The sequence below is a fragment of the Streptomyces sp. NPDC008137 genome (genome assembly GCF_042957035.1).
GTDB lineage: Bacteria > Actinomycetota > Actinomycetes > Streptomycetales > Streptomycetaceae > Streptomyces.
Genome location: NZ_JBIBHN010000051.1, coordinates 11,691 through 31,200 on the forward strand (window position 1 = coordinate 11,691; position 19,510 = coordinate 31,200).

17 protein-coding genes are annotated in these 19,510 nt (G+C 71.1%); 9 read left to right on the plus strand and 8 right to left on the minus strand.

The window, feature by feature from the left end; translation table 11 throughout:
* Positions 1 to 24 precede the first annotated feature (24 nt).
* Complete coding sequence (locus tag ACFZBT_RS39535; RefSeq protein WP_391114988.1) at positions 25 to 1,422, plus strand: FAD-dependent oxidoreductase; 1,398 nt, start codon at positions 25 to 27, stop codon at positions 1,420 to 1,422.
* Positions 1,423 to 1,506: 84 nt separating this feature from the next.
* Here the strand turns inward: ACFZBT_RS39535 and ACFZBT_RS39540 are convergent, their stop codons facing one another.
* Both ACFZBT_RS39540 and hemE read right to left on the minus strand, forming a co-directional pair.
* Positions 1,507 to 1,839 carry a hypothetical protein gene (locus tag ACFZBT_RS39540; protein WP_391114991.1) on the minus strand — a complete coding sequence of 111 codons (333 nt, stop codon included), beginning with the start codon at positions 1,837 to 1,839 and terminating at the stop codon, positions 1,507 to 1,509.
* A gap of 289 nt (positions 1,840 to 2,128) precedes the next feature.
* Positions 2,129 to 3,196, minus strand: a complete 1,068-nt coding sequence (gene hemE / locus ACFZBT_RS39545; RefSeq protein ID WP_391114993.1) for a uroporphyrinogen decarboxylase — start codon at positions 3,194 to 3,196, stop codon at positions 2,129 to 2,131.
* A gap of 102 nt (positions 3,197 to 3,298) precedes the next feature.
* Here hemE and ACFZBT_RS39550 point away from each other — a divergent pair, with 102 nt between their 5' ends.
* The 3 genes from ACFZBT_RS39550 to ACFZBT_RS39560 all read left to right on the plus strand — a co-directional run bounded on the left by ACFZBT_RS39550 (position 3,299) and on the right by ACFZBT_RS39560 (position 6,493).
* On the plus strand, positions 3,299 to 3,973 hold the full coding sequence (locus tag ACFZBT_RS39550; RefSeq protein ID WP_391114996.1) for a DUF3000 family protein: 675 nt from the start codon (positions 3,299 to 3,301) through the stop codon (positions 3,971 to 3,973).
* A 381-nt stretch (positions 3,974 to 4,354) separates the two neighbouring features.
* A complete protein-coding gene (locus tag ACFZBT_RS39555; protein ID WP_391114999.1) occupies positions 4,355 to 5,017 on the plus strand; it encodes a LuxR C-terminal-related transcriptional regulator in 663 nt (220 codons plus the stop codon).
* A gap of 186 nt (positions 5,018 to 5,203) precedes the next feature.
* Entirely contained in the window at positions 5,204 to 6,493 is a 1,290-nt protein-coding gene (locus tag ACFZBT_RS39560; RefSeq protein ID WP_391115001.1) for an HRDC domain-containing protein, read from the plus strand.
* A 75-nt stretch (positions 6,494 to 6,568) separates the two neighbouring features.
* On the opposite strand, the gene ACFZBT_RS39565 is transcribed toward ACFZBT_RS39560, so the two are convergent.
* From ACFZBT_RS39565 to ACFZBT_RS39575, 3 genes are read right to left on the minus strand one after another with little or no spacing between them, the layout of a single operon-like run.
* The gene (locus tag ACFZBT_RS39565) at positions 6,569 to 7,399 is read right to left on the minus strand and encodes an ABC transporter permease subunit (protein ID WP_391115005.1); all 831 of its coding nucleotides are present in this window, start codon (positions 7,397 to 7,399) and stop codon (positions 6,569 to 6,571) included.
* Positions 7,396 to 8,274 (minus strand): ABC transporter permease subunit, encoded by an 879-nt coding sequence (locus tag ACFZBT_RS39570; RefSeq protein WP_391115007.1) that lies wholly within the window; start codon positions 8,272 to 8,274, stop codon positions 7,396 to 7,398. Before ACFZBT_RS39570 ends, ACFZBT_RS39565 begins: the two co-directional genes overlap by 4 nt.
* Positions 8,274 to 9,587 carry an extracellular solute-binding protein gene (locus ACFZBT_RS39575; protein WP_391115009.1) on the minus strand — a complete coding sequence of 438 codons (1,314 nt, stop codon included), beginning with the start codon at positions 9,585 to 9,587 and terminating at the stop codon, positions 8,274 to 8,276. The genes ACFZBT_RS39570 and ACFZBT_RS39575 overlap by 1 nt, the downstream gene beginning before the upstream one ends.
* 164 nt (positions 9,588 to 9,751) lie before the next feature.
* Here ACFZBT_RS39575 and ACFZBT_RS39580 point away from each other — a divergent pair, with 164 nt between their 5' ends.
* The 4 genes from ACFZBT_RS39580 (at position 9,752) to ACFZBT_RS39595 (ending at position 16,715) form a co-directional block, all read left to right on the plus strand.
* Complete coding sequence (locus ACFZBT_RS39580; protein WP_391115012.1) at positions 9,752 to 12,130, plus strand: glycoside hydrolase family 2 protein; 2,379 nt, start codon at positions 9,752 to 9,754, stop codon at positions 12,128 to 12,130.
* Complete coding sequence (locus tag ACFZBT_RS39585) at positions 12,127 to 13,161, plus strand: substrate-binding domain-containing protein (RefSeq protein WP_391115015.1); 1,035 nt, start codon at positions 12,127 to 12,129, stop codon at positions 13,159 to 13,161. Before ACFZBT_RS39580 ends, ACFZBT_RS39585 begins: the two co-directional genes overlap by 4 nt.
* Before the next feature lie 210 nt (positions 13,162 to 13,371).
* The gene (locus tag ACFZBT_RS39590) at positions 13,372 to 14,589 is read left to right on the plus strand and encodes an acetyl-CoA C-acyltransferase (protein WP_391115019.1); all 1,218 of its coding nucleotides are present in this window, start codon (positions 13,372 to 13,374) and stop codon (positions 14,587 to 14,589) included.
* Positions 14,586 to 16,715, plus strand: a complete 2,130-nt coding sequence (locus ACFZBT_RS39595) for a 3-hydroxyacyl-CoA dehydrogenase NAD-binding domain-containing protein (RefSeq protein WP_391115022.1) — start codon at positions 14,586 to 14,588, stop codon at positions 16,713 to 16,715. The genes ACFZBT_RS39590 and ACFZBT_RS39595 overlap by 4 nt, the downstream gene beginning before the upstream one ends.
* A 53-nt stretch (positions 16,716 to 16,768) precedes the next feature.
* On the opposite strand, the gene ACFZBT_RS39600 is transcribed toward ACFZBT_RS39595, so the two are convergent.
* The 3 genes from ACFZBT_RS39600 to ACFZBT_RS39610 are packed head-to-tail and all read right to left on the minus strand — an operon-like array spanning position 16,769 to position 18,706.
* Positions 16,769 to 16,921: a hypothetical protein gene (locus ACFZBT_RS39600; protein WP_391115024.1), complete on the minus strand. Its 153-nt coding sequence runs from the start codon at positions 16,919 to 16,921 to the stop codon at positions 16,769 to 16,771.
* A 9-nt stretch (positions 16,922 to 16,930) separates the two neighbouring features.
* Positions 16,931 to 17,629 (minus strand): hyaluronoglucosaminidase, encoded by a 699-nt coding sequence (locus ACFZBT_RS39605; protein WP_391115027.1) that lies wholly within the window; start codon positions 17,627 to 17,629, stop codon positions 16,931 to 16,933.
* 60 nt (positions 17,630 to 17,689) lie between these two features.
* Positions 17,690 to 18,706, minus strand: coding sequence for a hypothetical protein (locus ACFZBT_RS39610; RefSeq protein WP_391115030.1), 1,017 nt, complete (start codon positions 18,704 to 18,706; stop codon positions 17,690 to 17,692).
* A gap of 79 nt (positions 18,707 to 18,785) precedes the next feature.
* Here ACFZBT_RS39610 and ACFZBT_RS39615 point away from each other — a divergent pair, with 79 nt between their 5' ends.
* Positions 18,786 to 19,163 carry an NTP pyrophosphohydrolase gene (locus tag ACFZBT_RS39615; RefSeq protein WP_391115032.1) on the plus strand — a complete coding sequence of 126 codons (378 nt, stop codon included), beginning with the start codon at positions 18,786 to 18,788 and terminating at the stop codon, positions 19,161 to 19,163.
* Positions 19,164 to 19,510 lie beyond the last annotated feature (347 nt).

The window sequence follows — 19,510 nt, forward strand, 5'->3', positions numbered from 1 at the left end:
GCCCTGCTCCCGTAGCGTGTTCGCATGAGCATGAACCGTACGCGGGGTACACGGGAGCGCCTGGTCGTGATCGGCGGCGACGCCGCGGGGATGTCCGCGGCGTCGCAGGCACGCCGTCTGAACAAGCCCGACGAGCTGGAGATCGTGGCGTTCGAGCGCGGCAACTTCACGTCGTACTCGGCGTGCGGCATCCCCTACTGGGTGGGCGGCGACGTCCCGGACCGGGACCGGCTCATCGCCCGCACCCCCGAGGAACACCGCGCGCGGGACATCGATCTGCGGCTGCGCACCGAGGTCACCGAGCTCGACCCCGACGGACAGCGGGTACGCGCGCGTGACGTCGACTCCGGCGCCGAGTCATGGACGTCGTACGACAAGCTCGTGATCGCGACCGGCGCCCGGCCGATCCGGCCCGATCTGCCCGGGGTCGACGCGCCCGGGGTGCACGGGGTGCAGACGCTCGACGACGGCCAGGCGCTGCTCGACACGCTGGCACGCACGCGTGGCCGTCGGGCGGTGGTCGTGGGGGCCGGCTACATCGGCGTGGAGATGGCCGAGGCGCTCATCAACCGCGGCTACGAGGTGACGGTCGTCAACCGCGGCAGCGAGCCCATGTCGACCCTCGACCCCGACATGGGCCGGCTGGTGCACCAGGCCATGGAGGGCCTGGGCATCACGATGGTGAACGACACCGAGGTCACCGAGGTCCTGACGGGTGACGACGGCCGGGTACGCGCGGTGGCCACGAAGGACCGCGAGTTCCCGGCGGACGTCGTCGTGCTCGGCATCGGCGTACGCCCCGAGACGACCCTCGCCCGGGCCGCCGGCCTCCCGCTCGGCACGCACCACGGTCTGCTCACCGACCGCTCGATGCGGGTGCGCGGACACGAGAACATCTGGGCCGGCGGCGACTGCGTCGAGGTCCTCGACCTGGTCTCCGGCCAACTACGGCACATCCCGCTCGGCACCCACGCCAACAAGCACGGCCAGGTCATCGGCACCAACGCGGGCGGCGGCTACGCCACCTTCCCGGGCGTGGTCGGTACGGCGGTCAGCAAGGTCTGCGACCTGGAGATCGCGCGCACGGGACTGCGCGAGAAGGACGCCCACCGCGTGGGCCTGCGCTTCGAGACGGTCACCATCGAGTCGACCAGCCGCGCCGGCTACTACCCGAACTCCTCCCCCATGACGGTCAAGATGCTCGCCGAACACCGCACGGGCCGCCTCCTCGGCGTCCAGATCGTGGGCAGGGAGGGCGCGGGCAAGCGCGTCGACATCGCGGCGGTCGCCCTCACCGCGGGCATGACGGCGGAACAGATGACCACCCTGGACCTCGGCTACGCCCCACCCTTCTCCCCGGTCTGGGACCCGGTCCTGGTAGCGGCCCGCAAGGCGGCGGCGAAGACGCGCGGTTCCTTGTAAGGGGCCTTCAGGGGCGCGGGGAACTGCGCGAACGGCCACAACGGGCCCGCACCCGACAGCGAACCCGCCCCCTACGGCGAGACCCTACGCAGTCCCGGCAGTCCCGTTGATCCGATCGATCGCCTGCCGCGCCTGCTCCGCCGGCGGCCGCGACGGCAACGAGGACACCGACGCCGGAGCAGCCGTCACCGCCGGCGGCTGCTCCCCCGCCGGCTTGGCGTGCGAGGCCACGCGGGTCGACCGCAGCCGATGACTCACCGCCTCCTCCAGCGTCACCGGCCGCCGCATCTGGGACGCCAGCCGCCCGGCCTCCTGGCCGAGGCGGGCCACGTCCTCCCAGGGCAGCCGCACCACCAGCGTGAGCTCCGCCTCGCCGTCGGGCAGTGCGTGCATCGCGGGAGTCGCTCGGTCGTTCATCGCCTGTTCCTCACGTCGGCCCCGCGACCCGCCTTCCCCGCGCCGCGGGCGGTTGCCGACACATACGCACGCCCCGACGACAGCGTTCACCCGCCTCGGCGATTGCCGGGCCGTGCCGGTAGGCGAGAACCTTGGGGCTCTGGTCCCAGAGGTCGCGGTCTGCCCATGTGATCGCCGCCTCGATGATCGGCGGGGTCGCGGCCGGGCCGGTGCTGCCGGCCCTGCCCGCCGCGGGCCACCTGGTGGCTGACCCGGGCGACCCGCGCGGGTACCTGAGGTCCGGGTCGGGTCAGCGCCCGGTGTGCGTGTGGACGTACTCCACGAGCCGCGTCAGCGCGTCCGGGTCGGTGGACGGCATGACGCCGTGGCCGAGGTTGAAGACATGGCCCTCCAGGCCCGCCGCCGCGTCCAGGACCTCCCGGGTCTTCGCCTCGACGGCCTCCGTCGTGGCGAAGAGCACGGTGGGGTCGAGGTTGCCCTGGAGCGCCTTGCCGGGGCCCACGCGGCGGACGGCCTCGTCGAGCGGGACGCGCCAGTCGACGCCGACGACATCCGCGCCGGCCTCGCCCATGAGGCCCAGCAGTTCGCCGGTGCCGACGCCGAAGTGGATGCGCGGGACGCCGTAGCCGGCCACGGCGTCGAAGACCTTCGCCGAGGCGGGCAGCACCGAACGCCGGTAGTCGACGGGGGCCAGGGCGCCGGCCCAGGAGTCGAACAGCTGGACCGCGGAGGCGCCCGCCTCGATCTGCACCTTCAGGAAGGCGGTCGTGATGTCCGCGAGGCGGTCGAGCAGGTCGGCCCAGAGCTCGGGGTCGCCGTACATCATCGCCTTGGCGTTCTCGTACGTGCGGGACGGGCCGCCCTCGACGAGGTAGCTGGCGAGGGTGAACGGGGCGCCGGCGAAGCCGATGAGGGGCGTGGCGCCGAGTTCGCGCGTCAGCAGGCCGATGGCCTCGGTGACGTAGGAGACGTCCTCGGGGGTCAGGTCACGCAGCTGCGCGAGGTCCGCCCGGGTGCGGATCGGGCGCTCGACGACCGGGCCGACGCCGGGCTTGATGTCGAGGTCGACGCCGATGGCCTTGAGGGGGACGACGATGTCGCTGAAGTAGATCGCCGCGTCCACGTCGTGCCGGCGCACCGGCTGGAGCGTGATCTCGGCGACCAGTTCCGGCCGCATGCAGGACTCGAGCATCGGAACGCCCTCGCGGACCTTGCGGTACTCCGGCAGTGAGCGCCCGGCCTGCCGCATGAACCACACCGGCGTGTGCGGAACGGGCTCGCGCCGGCAGGCCTTGAGGAAGGCTGAGTCGTATGTGGCGGACGGCTGCTGGGCCCGGGGGGCGTCGTTGGCACTCACGGGGCCAAGTTTCGCACGCCGTCAAGGAGCGCGATTCAGCCCCTGGAGCGGCGCGGGGTGTCTAGCCCGGCACCCGGGGCCAGGTCCCCGTAACCTTCCCGCATGGCTGCGGCTCAGGGACGACTGTCGGACGGCGCTGGCGGAATGGACGAAGCGAAGGACACCGAGAACGACCGGAGGGAGGCGGACACCGCCCCGCTGCCCTTCCGGTCCGCCGTCGACGCGCTCAGGACGGCGCGGCTGCGGCCCCAGATCGAGATCGAGCCGACGCGCCCGCCGCAGCGGCTCGCCCCCTACACCTACGCGCTGGAGGCGGCGGTCGTCGACGGCGACCAGGACCTGGCCGACGGCCGGCTGGTGCTGCTGCACGATCCGGCGGGGCACGAGGCCTGGCAGGGCACGTTCCGGCTGGTGACGCTGGTGCGCGCGGAGCTGGAGCCGGAGATGGCGGCGGACCCGCTGCTGCCGGAGGTGTGCTGGTCCTGGCTGACCGGCGCGCTCCAGGCGCGCGGGCTGGCGTGCGGGGAACCGAGCGGCACCGTCACACGCGCGAGCTCGCACTACTTCGGCGGCATGTCCGCGCGCCCGGCGGCCTCACAGATCGAGATCCGCGCGTCGTGGACGCCGCGCGAGGGCAGGGGCGGGGTTCCGGACACGGCCGGGCACCTGGCGGCCTGGTGCGATCTGCTCGCCCAGGTCGCGGGACTGCCGCCGGCCGGGCCGGGCGACGCGTCCGTGGTGACCCTGCCACAGCGGCGGGGGCCCCAGTCCCGCTGACGCAGGCCAGCCGACCCCAGACCCGCCGACCCCAGACCCGCCGGCCTCCGGCCCGCTGAACGACCCCTGACCGCCCCGCACTGATCGACCTTGTGCGGGGCGGTCAACCATGTCCGGCCGACGATCACACCCACGTCCCCCTCTTGGCCGAATCACTTTGTCGATACGGCCACTTTCGACCGCGTAGCGACGCAGAGCGAAACCGTTCGACCTTCGAATGATCGACCGCGTGTCCGAATTGCACGGATTGTTATCACCGAATCGTGATCATTCTCTAAAGGCGGACGGGTTCGGTGCCGAAGACGACTGTGACCTTGAAAGCACGGTTCGTCCCGGCTTCATCCCCACGAGCCGGCCCCGTCCCGCACCCCAGGAGGCCTGGTGTCCGTTCTCCTCGAGCAGCCCGCAAGCCTGGTCGCCTACCGCCCGAACAAGCCGACCGCCATGGTGGTCGTGGCCGACCCGCGCGTCCGCTCCACCGTCACCCGCCACCTGTGGGCGCTCGGTGTGCGCGACGTCATCGAGGCCTCGTCCATCGCGGAGGCTCGTCCCCGCATCGGCAACCCCCGCGACATCTGCGTCGCCGACGTCCACCTGCCGGACGGCTCCGGCCTCACCCTGCTGTCGGAGACCCGCGCGGCGGGCTGGCCCAACGGCCTCGCCCTCTCCGCCGCCGACGACATCGCCGCCGTGCGCAACGCGCTCGCCGGCGGGGTGAAGGGCTACGTCGTCACCGGCACCCGTACCAACATCGGGCTCCCCACCCGGCCGGGCGCCGCTCCCATCGGCGCCGCCGCCGCGCGTCTGCACCGCCGCCCCCCGGGTGCCCCGAGTCACCCGGGCGGCTACCGCGAACTGTCCGGCCGTGAGGTCGAGGTGCTGCGCCTGGTCGCGGAGGGCCAGTCGAACAAGGCGATCGGCGTCTCGATGGGCCTGTCCGCCCTGACCGTCAAGAGCCACCTCGCCCGCATCGCCCGCAAGCTCGGCACGGGCGACCGCGCCGGCATGGTGGCGGTGGCACTGCGGACCGGGATCATCCACTGATCCGCTCCGCCATGACCCTTGGTGATCATTCACTCACCTGAACGGGATCGGCCGCCGGTCCCCTTCACCCCACGCGCGGCTCGCGAACCCCGTACTTCCCCGACGTGACTGGTTTGCGACCCTCGAGCGCCCGTCGACGGAACGTTCCGTCGGCGGGCGCTGTCCATACATGGATACCCTTGACATGTGACCGACGCCCACGACACCGCAGCAGACAGCTCACTGCGAACCACCGGAGGCGCCCCTCCGGACGACGGCGGATCTTCTGCTACGGAGGCGCCGACCCCCTTGTTGGAGCCGCGCGAGGGCATTCCGCCCGTGATCGCGGACGAGACCGCCCTGGCCAGGGTGATCGCCGCCTTCGCGGCGGGCACCGGCCCCGTCGCCGTCGACGCCGAACGGGCGTCCGGCTACCGCTACGGCCAGCGCGCCTATCTGGTGCAGCTGCGCCGCGAGGGCGCCGGCTCGGCTCTGATCGACCCCGTGGCCTGCCCCGACCTGTCCGCCCTGGGCGACGCCCTCTCCGGCGTCGAGTGGGTGCTGCACGCCGCCACCCAGGACCTGCCCTGTCTGCGCGAGATAGGCATGGTGCCGACGCGGCTGTTCGACACCGAGCTGGCCGGACGGCTCGCCGGGTTCCCCCGGGTCGGCCTCGGCGCGATGGTCGAGGGCGTGCTCGGTTTCGTCCTGGAGAAGGGACATTCCGCGGTCGACTGGTCCACCCGGCCGCTGCCCGAGCCCTGGCTGCGGTACGCGGCGCTGGACGTCGAGCTGCTCGTCGACCTGCGTGACGCGCTGGAGAAGGAGCTGGACCGGCAGGGCAAGCTGGAGTGGGCCCGCCAGGAGTTCGACGCGATCGCCTCGGCCCCGCCGCCGGAGCCGCGCAAGGACCCGTGGCGCCGTACGTCTGGCATGCACAAGGTGCGCCGGCGGCGGCAGCTGGCCGTCGTACGGGAGCTGTGGCAGACCCGGGACCGGATCGCGCAGCGGCGGGACGTCTCGCCCGGCAAGGTGCTCGGGGACGCGGCCATCGTGGAGGCCGCGCTGGCTCTTCCGGCCAACGTGCAGGCGCTCGCCGCGCTGAACGGTTTCGGACACCGGACGGGCAAGCGGCAGCTGGAGCAGTGGCAGGCGGCCGTGGACCGGGCGAAGGCGCTGACCGAGGCGCAGTTGCCGCAGCCGGGGCAGCCGGTCGCGGGGCCGCCGCCGCCGCGGGCCTGGGCCGACAAGGATCCTGTCGCCGCGGCGCGGTTGTCGGCGGCGAGGGCCAAGATCTCGGCCCTCGCCGAGCAGGTCAACATGCCGCAGGAGAATCTGATCACGCCGGATACGGTGCGGCGGGTTTGCTGGGAGCCGCCGGGTGTTGTGGACGCCGAGTCCGTGGCGGCCGCGCTGGCAGGGCACGGCGCACGGCGGTGGCAGGTCGAGCAGGTGACTCCCGTGCTGGTGGAGGCGCTGGCCGTCAAGGAGGCCTAGCCGCCGTAGCGGTCCTCGGCGTACGGCGGCCGCGGGTGGTCTTCGGCCTGTCGCGCAGTTCCCCGCGCCCCTAGGTCACTTGGTCGCTCCCCTGGTGAAGCCGTTGTAGATGAACCGCTGCAGGAACAGGAAGACGATCAGAGTCGGGGCGATGACCAGGATCGCGCCTGCCGAGATGGTCTCCCAGTGGGCGCCGAAGGGGCCCTTGAAGCGGAACAGGGACGTCGAGATCACGCCAAGATCTTCGGAGGGCATGTAGAGGAAGGGGATGTAGAAGTCGTTGTAGACGTTGATCCCCTTCACGATCACGACCGTCGCGATCGCCGGTTTCAGCAGCGGGAAGATGATCTTCCGGTAGACCGTGAAGGCGTTGGCCCCGTCGAGGCGGGCCGACTCGTCGAGCGAGACCGGGATCGATCGTACGAACTGCAGGAAGATGTAGATCGAGACGATGTCCGTGCCCATGTAGAGCGCGATCGGCGCCCAGAGGCTGTCGAACATGCCGACGCTGTTGACGATCTGGAAGGTGGCCACCTGGGTGGTCACCCCGGGGACCAGGGCGGCGACCAGGAACAGGGCCAGGACCAGCTTGCGGAAGCGGAACCGGAAGCGGTCGATGGCGTAGGCCGTCATCGAGCCGATCAGGATCGTGCCCCCGACGGCGACGACCAGGATGACCGCCGTGTTGGCGAACGCCGAGAGCATCCGGCCGTCCTGGAACGCCGTCACGTAGTTGGAGAAGTTGAGCGGGTCGTCGGGCAGCGTGAGGGCGCCGCTGTCGTCCGCCATCTCCCCGGAGGTCTTCAGCGAGGTCAGGAAGACCACGGCCAGCGGCAGGAACACGACCAGTGTCGCGAGGACCAGGGACAGATACACGAGGGCCCGGGCCACCGTACGGCGCGTCATACGAGGTCCACCTTGTCGTCCGGGACGAGGCGCCGCTGCACCCAGGTCACCGCCAGGATGATCAGCAGCAGTACGACGGCCGCCGCCGAGGCGAGGCCCGTCTTGTTGAACTGGAAGGCCAGCTTCACGGTCTGGATCACGAAGGTCTCGGTGCCGGTCGCGCCGCCGGTCATGATGTACGGAATCTCGAAGACGGACAGCGACCCGGAGACGGAAAGGATCACCGAGAGGCTCAGCACGGGCCGGATGCCGGGCGCGATGATGTGGCGGAACTGCTGCCAGCGGTTCGCCCCGTCGATCTCGGCCGCCTCGTACAACTCCCCCGGGATGGACTGGATCGCCCCGAGGAACAGGACGAAGTTCAGGCCCATGTAGCGCCATACCGAGACGCCGGCGAGCGAGACGTTGGCCGAGGCGGGGGTACCGAGCCAGGCCCGGTCGCCGTCGTAGCCGACGAGGCCCAGGATCGCGTCCAGGGTGCCGCCGTCCTGGAAGAAGTACAGGAAGACGAAGCCGATCGCGACGCCGTTGATCAGGTACGGGAAGAAGAGCACGCCCTTGAAGAAGTTGCGGAAGCGGACGTTGCAGCTCAGGACGGTCGCGAACCAGAGGGCGGCGGCGATCTGGACCACCGACGCGGCGAGGTAGTACCCGCTGACGAAGAACACCTCGAACAGCTCGGAACGGGTGAAGAGTTCGGCGTAGTTCTCGGCACCCGTGTAGTGCAGCTCGGGACTGACGCCGTCCCAGTCCGTGAAGCTGTACGCGACCATGTTGACGATCGGCGCGTAGGTGAACGTGATGAGCAGGGCGAGCGGGGCGAGGAGGAACAGCCAGGGGGTCACACCTCGCCACCGCCGGGTGGACCGGGCCATCAGGACCCCAGGTTCCGCTGCGCCTCGGTCCACTTGTCGCCGAGTCCGGCCAGGAAGTCGTCCAGGCCGCCCTTGCGCGCACCGCGGGCGAGATCGACCAGGTCCTGGCGGTAGTCGGGCTTGTAGATGCCCACCTCGGACTGGTTGTCGATGGACTTGACCTCGGCGCCCTTGGTGTCGTCGATGTCGAGGAGCTTCACGCCCGCCTCCTCGTAGGGCTTCAGGACGTCGGGCAGCGGGGCGTCCTTGAGAGGCGAGAGGGCGAGGTTGGCGTCCGCGTAGCCGGACTTGTCGGTGAACCAGTCGATCCAGGCGCGGGCGGCGGCCTTGTGGTCGGAGTTGACGTTGACGGCCTGCTGGTAGTCGGGGGACGTCACCGCGCAGAAGGTGCCGTCTTTCTGGGCGGGGAAGGGCATGAAGCCTATGTCGGCGGGGTCGGTGCCGGCCTGCTTCGCCGCGTCCCGCATCTGCACGACCGCCCAGGAGCCGAGCCACATGGTGGCGATCTCGCCCTTGGCCAGCTTGGGCTTGGACGCCTCCCAGTTGGTGGTCGTCGGGTCCTTCTCGATCAGGTCCGACTTCACGATGTCGTGGAGCAGCGTGTCGCCTACGCGCAGGTCGGCGCCGTCGGCCCACGGGTCGCCCTCGGCGAGACGTGTGGTGGCCCCGGTGTCGCAGCCGACCGAGCCGTTGACGTTCGTCCACTGGGTCAGCGGCCACATGTCCTTGAAGTTGGTGTAGTACGGGACCGCCTCGGACTTGGCCTTGATCGCCTTGAGGCCGTCGAGGAACTCGGCCGGTGTCGTGGGCCAGTCGGTGACGCCGGCCGCGCTCCACACCTTCTTGTTGTAGATGAAGCCGGGGACGACGCCGATCGGGCTCTGCCCGTAGACCTTGCCCTGGACGGTGGAGTAGTCGGTGAAGCGGTACTTCTGGCTCCGCTCGGCCCGGGTGCCCAGCGAGGCGAAGAACTTCGGGTAGTCCTTCTTCTCGATCACGGCCGGGATCATCAGGACGTCGCCGTAGTTCTCCGTGTTCATCCGGATCTTGACCTCGCCCTCGTAGTCGGTGAGGCCCTCGAACTCCACCTTCACCTTGGGATAGGTCTTGTTGAACGCGGCGGCGTACTTCTTCATCGTGCCGTCCTGCACGAGGTCGGTCCGGTGGGTGAGGACGGTGATGGTCCCGGTCACCTTGGCGGGATCGTCGGGCGCCTCGGCGTCCGCGCCCTTGGAGGTGCCTCCGGTACCGGTGCAGCCCGAGGCGAGCAGGGCGGCGCCCACGGCGAGGGCGAGGACGGTACGGCGGTTCATGTGCATCAGCTCCGTTCGCGGAGAGGAACTCGGGACGGAAGAGCACGTGCGGTATGGCTGGTTCGGCACTCTGACAGCGCTTTCCTCAACCGGTAAAGTCCCATTCCCGCCAACGCCGCTAAGCCTGAACACGACTCCTCACTGGACCGGTCAAGGGAGTGCGCATGCTGGAGGCCACACCGCTCGGCGACGGATGGATCCTGCGGCACGGGTCGGAGTCACTGCCGGCCTCCGTGCCTGGCTGTGTGCACACCGACCTGATGGCGGCCGGGGTGATCCCGGATCCCTTCCTGGGCCGGGCCGAGTCCGAGGTGGCGTGGGTGGGGCGCCGGGACTGGACGTACGAGCGGGAGCTCACGGGCCCGTCCGTCTCGTCCGCGCGGGAGCAGACCGACCTGGTCTTCGACGGGCTCGACACCGTCGCAGAGATCTCCCTGGACGGGCGGCCGCTGGGCACCGTGCGGAACATGCACCGCTCGTACCGCTTCGATGTGACGGGGCTGTCCGGGCTGCTGTCCGTGCGGTTCGTCTCCGCCTACGCCGAGGCCGAGGCCGTGCGCGGACGAGTGGGCGAGCGGCCCGCCGCCTACGCCGAGCCCTACCAGTACGTCCGCAAGATGGCCTGCTCCTTCGGCTGGGACTGGGGGCCGACCCTGGTCACGGCCGGGATCTGGCGGCCGGTGCGCCTGGAGCACTGGTCGACGGCCCGGATCGCCCGGGTGCGTCCGCTGGTCACCGTCGAGGAGGGCGTGGGGGTCGTCGAACTGGCCGTCGACGTCGAGCGGACCCGGGTGGAGGTGCCGCTCGCCGTGGAGGCGACTGTGGGCGGGGTGCGGGCGCGCGCGGAGCTGGACGGGGCACACGGTGTGGTCCGGCTGCGGGTGCCCGACGCGGAGCTGTGGTGGCCGCGCGGCTACGGCGAACAGCCGCTGCACGAAGTCGAGTTGCTGCTGCTGGGTGAGGGCGGCGCCCTGGACGTGTGGCGGCGGCGGATCGGCTTCCGGACCGTCGAACTCGATCGGCGGCCCGACGCGCACGGCACCGGGTTCACCCTCGTCGTCAACGGCGAGCGGCTCTTCGCACGCGGCGTCAACTGGATCCCCGACGACGTCTTCCCCTCCCGCGTCACCCGCGCCCGCTACCGGCAGCGGCTGGAGCAGGCCGCCGGGGCGGGCGTGGACCTCGTACGGATCTGGGGCGGCGGGCTCTACGAGAGCGAGGACTTCTACGACGCCTGCGACGAACTCGGGCTGCTGGTCTGGCAGGACTTCCCGTTCGCGTGCGCGGCCTACCCGGAGGAGCAGCCGCTGCGCGGCGAGGTGGAGGCCGAGGCGCGGGAGAACGTCGTACGGCTGATGCCGCATCCGTCGCTGGTGCTGTGGAACGGCAACAACGAGAACCTGTGGGGCTTCCGGGACTGGGCGTGGGAGCCGAGGCTGGCCGGGGACTCCTGGGGCGAGGGCTACTACCTGGGCGTACTGCCGCGTGTGGTGGCCGAGCTGGATCCGACCCGGCCGTACACGGCGGGCAGTCCTTGGTCCGGGTCCTGGCGGCATCACCCCAACGACCCGGCGCACGGCACGCACCACTCGTGGGAGGTGTGGAACCGGGAGGACTACGCCGACTACCGGCTGAGCGTGCCGCGGTTCGTCGCCGAGTTCGGCTGGCAGGCGCCGCCCGCGTACGCCACCCTGCGCCGGGCGCTGCCCGGGGAAGCTCTCGCGCCGGACTCCCCCGGCATGCTGCAGCACCAGAAGGCCGACGACGGCAACGGCAAGCTGGAACGGGGGCTGGCCCGGCATTTCGCCGTGCCGGACGGGGACTTCGACCGCTGGCACTATCTGACGCAGGTCAACCAGGCGCGTGCCGTCGCCGCCGGGATCGAGCACTGGCGCTCGCACTGGCCGGTGTGCGCGGGCACGGTCGTCTGGCAGCTCAACGACTGCTGGCCGGTGACGTCGTGGTCGGCGGTGGACGGGGACGGGCGCGAGAAGCCGCTGTACCACGAGCTGAGGCGGCTGTACGCGGACCGGTTGCTGACGCTCCAGGAGGGGGACGGCGGGCTGGTGCTGGCGGCCGTGAACCAGGGCGCGCGGGACTGGACCGGGACCCTGACCCTGCGCCGGATGTCCGTCGAGGGCGAGGTGCTGGGGCGGGCGGATGCGGAACTGGCGGCCGGGAGGCGGGCCGTGACCCGGGTCGGTGTCCCGCCCGAGCTGACGCCCGACGGGCCGAAGGAGTTCCTGGTCGCGGACGCGGACGGCCTGCGGGCACTCCACTTCCCGGTACCGGACCGCGAAGTCCCCTACCCCGTACCGCAGTTCGAGGTCATGCTCGCACCCGGCGGCATCACGGTGACCGCCCGCACCCTGGTCCGGGACCTGCTGCTCCAGGCCGACCGGCTGGACCCGGAGGCCCGTGCCGACCGGGGGCTGGTCACGCTGCTGCCGGGCGAAGCGGTGACCATCGGGGTGCGTGGCTGGAAGACTCCGGACGCCCGGAGTGCTCGTTCGGCCCTGTACTGCGTGGAGCCCACCCGATGACGGCGACGCCCGCCCCCCGCGTCACCATCAAGGACGTCGCCGCGCGCGCCGGCGTGTCCAAGGGTGCCGTGTCGCTCGCCTTCAACCACAAGCCGGGCCTGTCGGAGGCGACCCGGGACCGGATCTTCCGGGCGGCGCGGGAGCTGGGCTGGGCACCGAACCTCACGGCACGGACGCTGGCCGGTTCACGCGTGGACGTGGTGGGGCTGGCGGTCTGCAGGCCGGCTCGGATGCTGGGCCTGGAGCCCTGGTACATGGACTTCGTCTCGGGTGTCGAGAGCGTGCTGGCCGAGCACTCCTGCTCGCTGCTGCTGAGGCTCGTGAAGAATCTGGACGAGGAGCGCGGAGTCCAGGAGGCGTGGTGGCGTGGGCGGCAGATCGGCGGGTCGATCCTCGTCGACTTCCGCGCCGACGATCCCCGGGTGGGCCTGGTGGAGCGGCTCGGGCTGCCGGTGGTCGCGGTCGGGCATCCCTCGCTGACCGGGGGCCTCACCTCGGTGTGGACGGACGACGCCACGGCCGTGACGGAGGCGGTGCGCTATCTGGCGGCGCTCGGGCACCGGCGGATCGCCCGGGTCGGCGGTGCGGCGGCCCTCGGGCACACGGCCATCCGGACGGCGGCGTTCGACGAGGCGGCGGGGGCGCTGGCCCTGGCCGGGGCGTGGCAGGTCGCGACGGACTTCTCGGGGGACGCGGGGGCGCGGGCGACGCGGTCCCTGCTGACGGCCGCGCCCCCGGACCGGCCGACGGCGATCGTGTACGACAACGACATCATGGCGGTGGCGGGGCTGTCGGTGGCGGCGGAGATGGGGCTGCGGGTGCCGGACGACGTCTCGCTGCTGGCGTGGGACGACTCGCAGCTGTGCCGGCTGACGCATCCGACGCTTTCGGCCATGAGCCATGACGTGCACGGTTTTGGAGCGGACGTGGCGAGGACACTGTTCTCGGTGATCACCGGGGGTGAGGGTGGGTCCCATCCTGTGCCGACACCGGTGCTGACGCCTCGGGGATCCACAGCGCCGCCTCGGTGAGCGCCGTACGGGGGTGCAGGCCGTGTCGGGTTGCTCGCGCAGTTCCCCGCGCCCCTGAAAAGCAGGGCGCTGCCCTCATGGGGTGTGACCTTCACCGCTCCGCCTGTCAGGACTGTGCAGGTACGTTACCCGTAAGTAGCATGGACCTGAGCGCGCGCTCAGCGCAGCTCGCAGCAGCAAGGCAGTTCCGGACCCTGGAGGAGAGCCATCGTGCCTCGTACCGTCAGGGACGTCGTCTTCGTCGACGGCGTCCGCACCCCGTTCGGCAAGGCGGGACCGAAGGGCATCTACCACGAGACCCGTGCCGACGACCTCGTCGTGAAGGCGATCCGGGAGCTGCTGCGCCGCAACCCCGGTCTCGACCCGAAGAAGATCGACGAGGTCGCCATCGCCGCGACCACGCAGATCGGTGACCAGGGCCTGACCATCGGCCGCACGGCCGGAATCCTGGCCGGTCTCCCGCAGTCCGTCCCGGGCTACTCCATCGACCGCATGTGCGCGGGCGCCCTGACCGCCGTCACCGCGGTGGCCGGTTCGGTGGCCTTCGGTGCGTACGACGTCGCCATCGCCGGCGGTGTCGAGCACATGGGCCGCCACCCCATGGGCGAGGGCGTCGACCCGAACCCGCGATTCGTGAGCGAGAAGCTGGTCGACGAGTCGGCCCTGTTCATGGGCATGACCGCGGAGAACCTGCACGACCGCTACCCGCAGATCACCAAGCAGCGCGCCGACGAGTACGCCGTGCGCTCCCAGGAGAAGGCCGCCAAGGCGTACGCCGACGGCAAGATCCAGGCCGACCTGGTGCCGATCTCGGTCCGCCGGACGAACGCCGAGGCCGGTGAGACGGGCTGGGGCCTGGTCACCGCCGACGAGCCGATGCGCCCGGGCACGACCCTGGAGAACCTCTCCGGCCTCAAGACCCCGTTCCGAGTGCACGGCCGGGTCACCGCCGGTAACGCGGCCGGTCTGAACGACGGCGCCACCGCCTCGGTCATCGCCTCCGAGGAGTTCGCGCGGGAGAACGACCTTCCCGTCAAGATGCGTCTGGTCTCTTACTCCTTCGTGGGCGTCGAGCCGGAGGTCATGGGCTACGGCCCGATCCCGGCCACGGAGAAGGCGCTGGCCCAGGCGGGTCTGTCGATCTCCGACATCGGCCTGTTCGAGATCAACGAGGCCTTCGCCGTCCAGGTCCTGGCCTTCCTGGACCACTACGGCATCGCCGACGACGACGCGCGCGTCAACCAGTACGGCGGCGCCATCGCCTTCGGCCACCCGCTGGCCTCCTCCGGCGTCCGTCTGATGACGCAGCTGGCCCGCCAGTTCGAGGAGCAGCCGCACGTCCGCTACGGCCTGACCACCATGTGCGTCGGCTTCGGCATGGGCGCGACGGTCATCTGGGAGAACCCGCACTTCGAGGGGGACAAGTGAGCACCACCGCCGAGCTTCTCAAGCAGGCTTCCGAGCTGTTCCCGGACGAGGTCGTCACGAGTGCGCACGTACGCCACTTCGACCTCCCCCTCGGTGCCGGGCGCTTCGCCCTGATCACCCTGGACAACGGCCACGATCACACCAAGCCGACCACCTTCGGCCCGGCCTCGCTGGCGAACCTGAACGCCGCGATCGACCAGGTCGAGAAGGAGGCGGCGGACGGCGAGATCGTCGGCGTCGGCCTCACCGGCAAGCCGTTCATCTTCGCGGTCGGCGCCGACCTCAAGGGCGTGGAGATCCTCAAGGAGTACGAGCACGCCCTCGCCATCGGCAAGGGCGGCCACGAGGTCTTCAAGCGGCTGTCCAAGCTGGCCGTGCCGACCTTCGCGTACTACAACGGCGCCGCGATGGGCGGCGGTGTCGAGGTCGGTCTGCACTGCACCTACCGCACCGTCTCCGCGGCCCTGCCGGCGTTCTCGCTGCCCGAGGTCTTCCTCGGTCTGGTCCCGGGCTGGGGCGGCTGCGCCCTGCTGCCGAACCTGATCGGCCCGGAGAAGGCCGTCTCGGTGATCATCGAGAACAGCCTCAACCAGAACAAGCAGCTCAAGGGCAAGCAGGTCTACGAGCTCGGGATCGCCGACGCGATCTTCGAGGGCGCGGACTTCCTGGAGCAGTCGCTGATCTGGACCGCGACGGTCCTCAAGGGCGAGATCCAGATCGAGCGCCCGGCGATCGACCGCGGCGAGGCCTGGGACCAGGCCGTCGCCAAGGGCCGTTTCATCGCGGACTCCAAGGTGCACGGCGCCGCCCCGGCCGCCTACCGCGCCCTGGACATCATCGCCGCCGCCAAGAACGGCGACCTCCAGCAGGGCTACGACGCCGAGGACAAGGCGCTCGCCGACCTGATCATGGGCGGTGAACTGCGCTCCGGCATCTACGCCTTCAACCTGGTGCAGAAGCGCGGCAAGCGCCCGGCCGGCGCCCCGGACAAGAACCTGGCCCGCCCGGTCACCAAGGTCGGCGTGGTCGGCGCGGGCCTGATGGCCAGCCAGCTCGCCCTCCTCTTCCTGCGCCGCCTGGAGGTGCCGGTCGTCCTGACCGACATCGACCAGGAGCGCGTCGACAAGGGTGTGGGCTACGTCCACGCCGAGATCGACAAGCTGCTCGGCAAGGGCCGTATCAACCAGGACAAGGCCAACCGTCTCAAGGCGCTGGTGTCCGGTGTGCTGGACAAGGCCGAGGGCTTCGCGGACGCGGACTTCATCATCGAAGCGGTCTTCGAGGAGATCGGCGTCAAGCAGCAGGTGTTCGCGGAGGTCGAGGCGGTCGCCCCGGCGCACGCCATCTTCGCGACGAACACCTCCTCCCTCTCCGTCTCGGAGATGGCGTCGAAGCTCAAGAACCCCGAGCGGGTCGTGGGCTTCCACTTCTTCAACCCGGTAGCGGTCCTCCCGCTCCTGGAGATCGTGCGCGGCGAGAAGACCGACGACGCCTCCCTGGCCACGGCGTTCGCCGTCGCCAAGAAGCTGAAGAAGACCGCGGTCCTCACCAAGGACGCCCCGGCGTTCGTCGTGAACCGCATCCTGACGCGCTTCATGGGCGAGATCCAGAACGTCATCGACGAGGGCACGCCGGTCGAGGTCGCGGAGAAGGCGGTGGAGCCTCTCGGCCTGCCGATGTCTCCTCTCGTCCTCCTGGAGCTGGTCGGTCCCGCGATCGGTCTGCACGTCTCGGAGACCCTCAACCGGGCCTTCCCGGACCGCTTCACGGTCTCCCCGAACCTCGCGGCCGTCGTCAAGGCGGGCAAGCGCGGCTTCTACGTCTACGACTCCGGTAAGCCGGAGCTGGACCCCGAGGTCGCCGCACTGCTGAAGCAGGGCGACAGCGTCCTGACGGAGGAGCAGGTCCGCACGCGCGTGCTGGACGCGGTGGCGCAGGAGATCGGCATCATGCTCGACGAGGGCGTCGTCGCCGAGGCCCAGGACATCGACCTGTGCCTCATCACGGGCGCCGGCTGGCCGTTCCACCTGGGCGGCATCACGCCGTACCTGGACCGCGAGGGCGTCTCCGAGCGGGTCAACGGCAAGCGGTTCCTCGCGCAGGGCGTGGCGAGCGTCCCGGCGTAACGCCCCCGTGGGGTGAGTGAGGAGGGCCTCCGCGGCGCGCGGAGGCCCTCCTGTCATGTGCCGCGCCGTTCGGGTTCGGCGGCTTCGAGCCGGGTCCTCAGCGTGGCGTTCTCCGCCTCCAGGACGGCGATGCGCTTACGGGCGAAGTACAGCTCCATCACGGCGTCCTGGAACTCCGCTACGAGCTGCTCGGGTGTCAGTTCCATCGCGGCCCCCTAGGCCTGGGCCAGGAGGGTGACCTTGCCGTTGCCGCCCTTCCAGTACAGGGCACCGCCACGGGCGAAGAGAGAGCCGCCGCCCTGCTCTTTGGCCGGTTCGGCGGCGACGTCGTCGAGGCGTACCGTGCCGTCGAGCCGCGTCGTGCCCTCGACGAGCAGGGCGGGCGCCTCGGACCGCTGGACCACGTGGAGCTGGCCGCCGGGAGTGGCTCCTACGCCGATGCCTATGCCGGTGCGTCCGCTGCCCTTGACGACGAAGTCCTCCAGTCCGGGGTTGTTGCGCAGCACGATCAGCGCGCCCTTGGTCGGGGCGTCGGTCGCGGTGACGAAGATGCCCTGGGCGGCCGTGCCTTCCTTCCGGAGGTTGATGGAGATCCCCGAGGCTCCGTGGTCCGAGCCGTCGGCGTACCCGTTGTGCGTGATCTTCAGCGTGCCGCGCTGGGCCCGCTCGGCACCGCTGAGGTACATCGCGGACGACTCCGGGTTGACCGACGTCACGTTCAACGCCGCCTTGTCGCCGGACGTGGCCGCGTAGTTGATCTTCACGGCGTACTCGGTCGGCGACGCGCCGTAGAACGCGGCGGGGGCTGCGTACTGGGTGTACCCGTCATCAGCCGCTGCCTCCTCCGATCCGGTGGCGACGGTCACGGCGCCCGCGGTGAAGGCGCCGAGGAACAGTCTTCGTCCCACTGCCATCTGAACTCCCTTGTCTGCAACGTGCGAAGGCAATCGACTGCTTGTGCGACTCAGAGAATCTCAGATCTCCTGCCACGCGGTGAGCGCCAGCCCAGGTTCGTCCTTGCGACGGGCGAGCAGGAGTGTCCCGGTGGACGGGGCCACACTCGCGGCAACGACCTGGTCGTGCTCGTCGACCGCCACCGCCACCACGGCGTCGGACGGCAACTGGGGGCCGGACTCGGTCCACCAGGCACCGGCCGACTCCTGCTCGGTCGGATAGGCGGCGAAGGCGACCCGGCCGCTCGCCGAGCGCTGGGCGAGCACGGTGCAGTCGTGCCCCTCGATGTCACAGCGCACGGCGGACACCGGCCCGGGTCCGGCGGAGGCGATGAGCGTCACCGGCTTCTCTCCCGGCCGCCAGGCGCACACATCGCCCGAGGTGTCCGTGAAGAAGAGGGTGGTGTGCTCGGCGGACGTGGCGAGCGCGCGCAGCGTGCCCGGACGGACGGGCACATCGACGCCCTCCGTGCGCACGGGCGTCTTGCCCGGCTCCTCCTGCCGCCAGTGCAGCATCCCGCCGGGCACGGAGGCGTACACCTCCACCAGCCCCGACTCCCCCGTCACGGCGGCGAGATCGCCCTCCACACCATGCCCTCCGAGGTCCTGCCAGGGCCCCCAGCCGCCCTTCTCCTTCTGGTTGCGCAGGCTCAGCCCACCGCCCTTGTTGCGGACGAAGACATAGCCACGCCCCGCCGAGTCCACGGCCACGGCCGGCGGGCCCGTCCGGTCGCCCTTCTTGTCCGGGTGCCCGATCGGGACCCAGTCCAGGGGCGCGAGCCGGGGCCGGAAGTGCGTCGAGTGCACGAGTCCCGACTCGCCGGGCACGGTCGGCCGCCAGGCGGCCAGATGGGCGTAGCTGTCGGCGCCCTGGCCGATCGCCGGGCCCGGGTGCAGCTTCTGGCCGCCGCCGACGGTACGGGCGGCATCCCATGAGCCTCCGGGCCCGCGTTCCGCACGGCACAGGACGGCGTCGCCGGAGGGGAGATAGACGGTGAGGCGGCCGTCACGGCCGCGGAGGAGCCAGTCGCCGTTCACCAGTTCACTTTATGCGGGGACGGCTCCGTGCGCGGCCCGCCCCCTGCCTGGCCGGCAACCACCGTGCGACCCTGGCCGCATGAACGACAACGCGCCCCTCCCCCTCCTCGTCGTCGTCGACGCCGCGAACGTCGTCGGGTCGGTACCGGACGGCTGGTGGCGGGACCGGCGGGGTGCCGCGGAGCGGCTGCGGGACCGGTTGGCGTCGGACGGGGTGCCGGGGGTTTCCGGGCCGGTGGAGGTCCTGCTCGTGGTGGAGGGGGCGGCTCGGGGGGTGGAGTCGGTGCCGGGGGTGCGGGTGGAGTCGGCGCCGGGCAGCGGTGACGATCACATCGTGGAGGTGGTCGCGGACGCGGGCGAGCGGTCCGTACTGGTCGTCACGGCGGACCGGGAGTTGCGGCGGCGGGTCGGGGAGCTGGGGGCGGAGGTGGCGGGGCCGCGGGCGGTACGTCCGTAGGTGCGGGGCGTTTTCGGCTGGGCCGGGGTGTTGCGCAGCTCGGCGCCATGAGGTGCTCGGCGTTGGTGCTGGGGGGGCGGCTGGGTGCGCAGCCCGGCGTAGCGGGTGCCTCCCCCACCACCCACCCGTGCCGCCCATGGGGGCACCTCCCAGGCCCTTGAGGCACTGAGGGAGGCACGCATGCCCGCAGCCAGGGCGGTGCGCCTGCCCGCAGTTGGGGCGGTGCGCATACCCGCAGCTGGGGGACTACGTAAGGGGACGTGTCGGGGGGTGTCCGCCCGCAGCGGTTGTCGCGTCAACGGACAGTCAGTCGGCGTCCGACCCCATCGCGACGTTCCGAGGACGGA

Coding starts and splice junctions, on each gene's coding strand:
- ACFZBT_RS39585 (WP_391115015.1), top strand. CDS start 12,127: ATGACGGCGACGCCCGCCCCCCGCGTCACCATCAAGGACGTCGCCGCG.
- ACFZBT_RS39580 (WP_391115012.1), top strand. CDS start 9,752: ATGCTGGAGGCCACACCGCTCGGCGACGGATGGATCCTGCGGCACGGG.
- ACFZBT_RS39535 (WP_391114988.1), top strand. CDS start 25: ATGAGCATGAACCGTACGCGGGGTACACGGGAGCGCCTGGTCGTGATC.
- ACFZBT_RS39615 (WP_391115032.1), top strand. CDS start 18,786: ATGAACGACAACGCGCCCCTCCCCCTCCTCGTCGTCGTCGACGCCGCG.
- ACFZBT_RS39570 (WP_391115007.1), bottom strand. CDS start 8,274: ATGGCCCGGTCCACCCGGCGGTGGCGAGGTGTGACCCCCTGGCTGTTC.
- ACFZBT_RS39550 (WP_391114996.1), top strand. CDS start 3,299: ATGGCTGCGGCTCAGGGACGACTGTCGGACGGCGCTGGCGGAATGGAC.
- ACFZBT_RS39540 (WP_391114991.1), bottom strand. CDS start 1,839: ATGAACGACCGAGCGACTCCCGCGATGCACGCACTGCCCGACGGCGAG.
- ACFZBT_RS39605 (WP_391115027.1), bottom strand. CDS start 17,629: ATGGCAGTGGGACGAAGACTGTTCCTCGGCGCCTTCACCGCGGGCGCC.
- ACFZBT_RS39575 (WP_391115009.1), bottom strand. CDS start 9,587: ATGAACCGCCGTACCGTCCTCGCCCTCGCCGTGGGCGCCGCCCTGCTC.
- ACFZBT_RS39565 (WP_391115005.1), bottom strand. CDS start 7,399: ATGACGCGCCGTACGGTGGCCCGGGCCCTCGTGTATCTGTCCCTGGTC.
- ACFZBT_RS39600 (WP_391115024.1), bottom strand. CDS start 16,921: ATGGAACTGACACCCGAGCAGCTCGTAGCGGAGTTCCAGGACGCCGTG.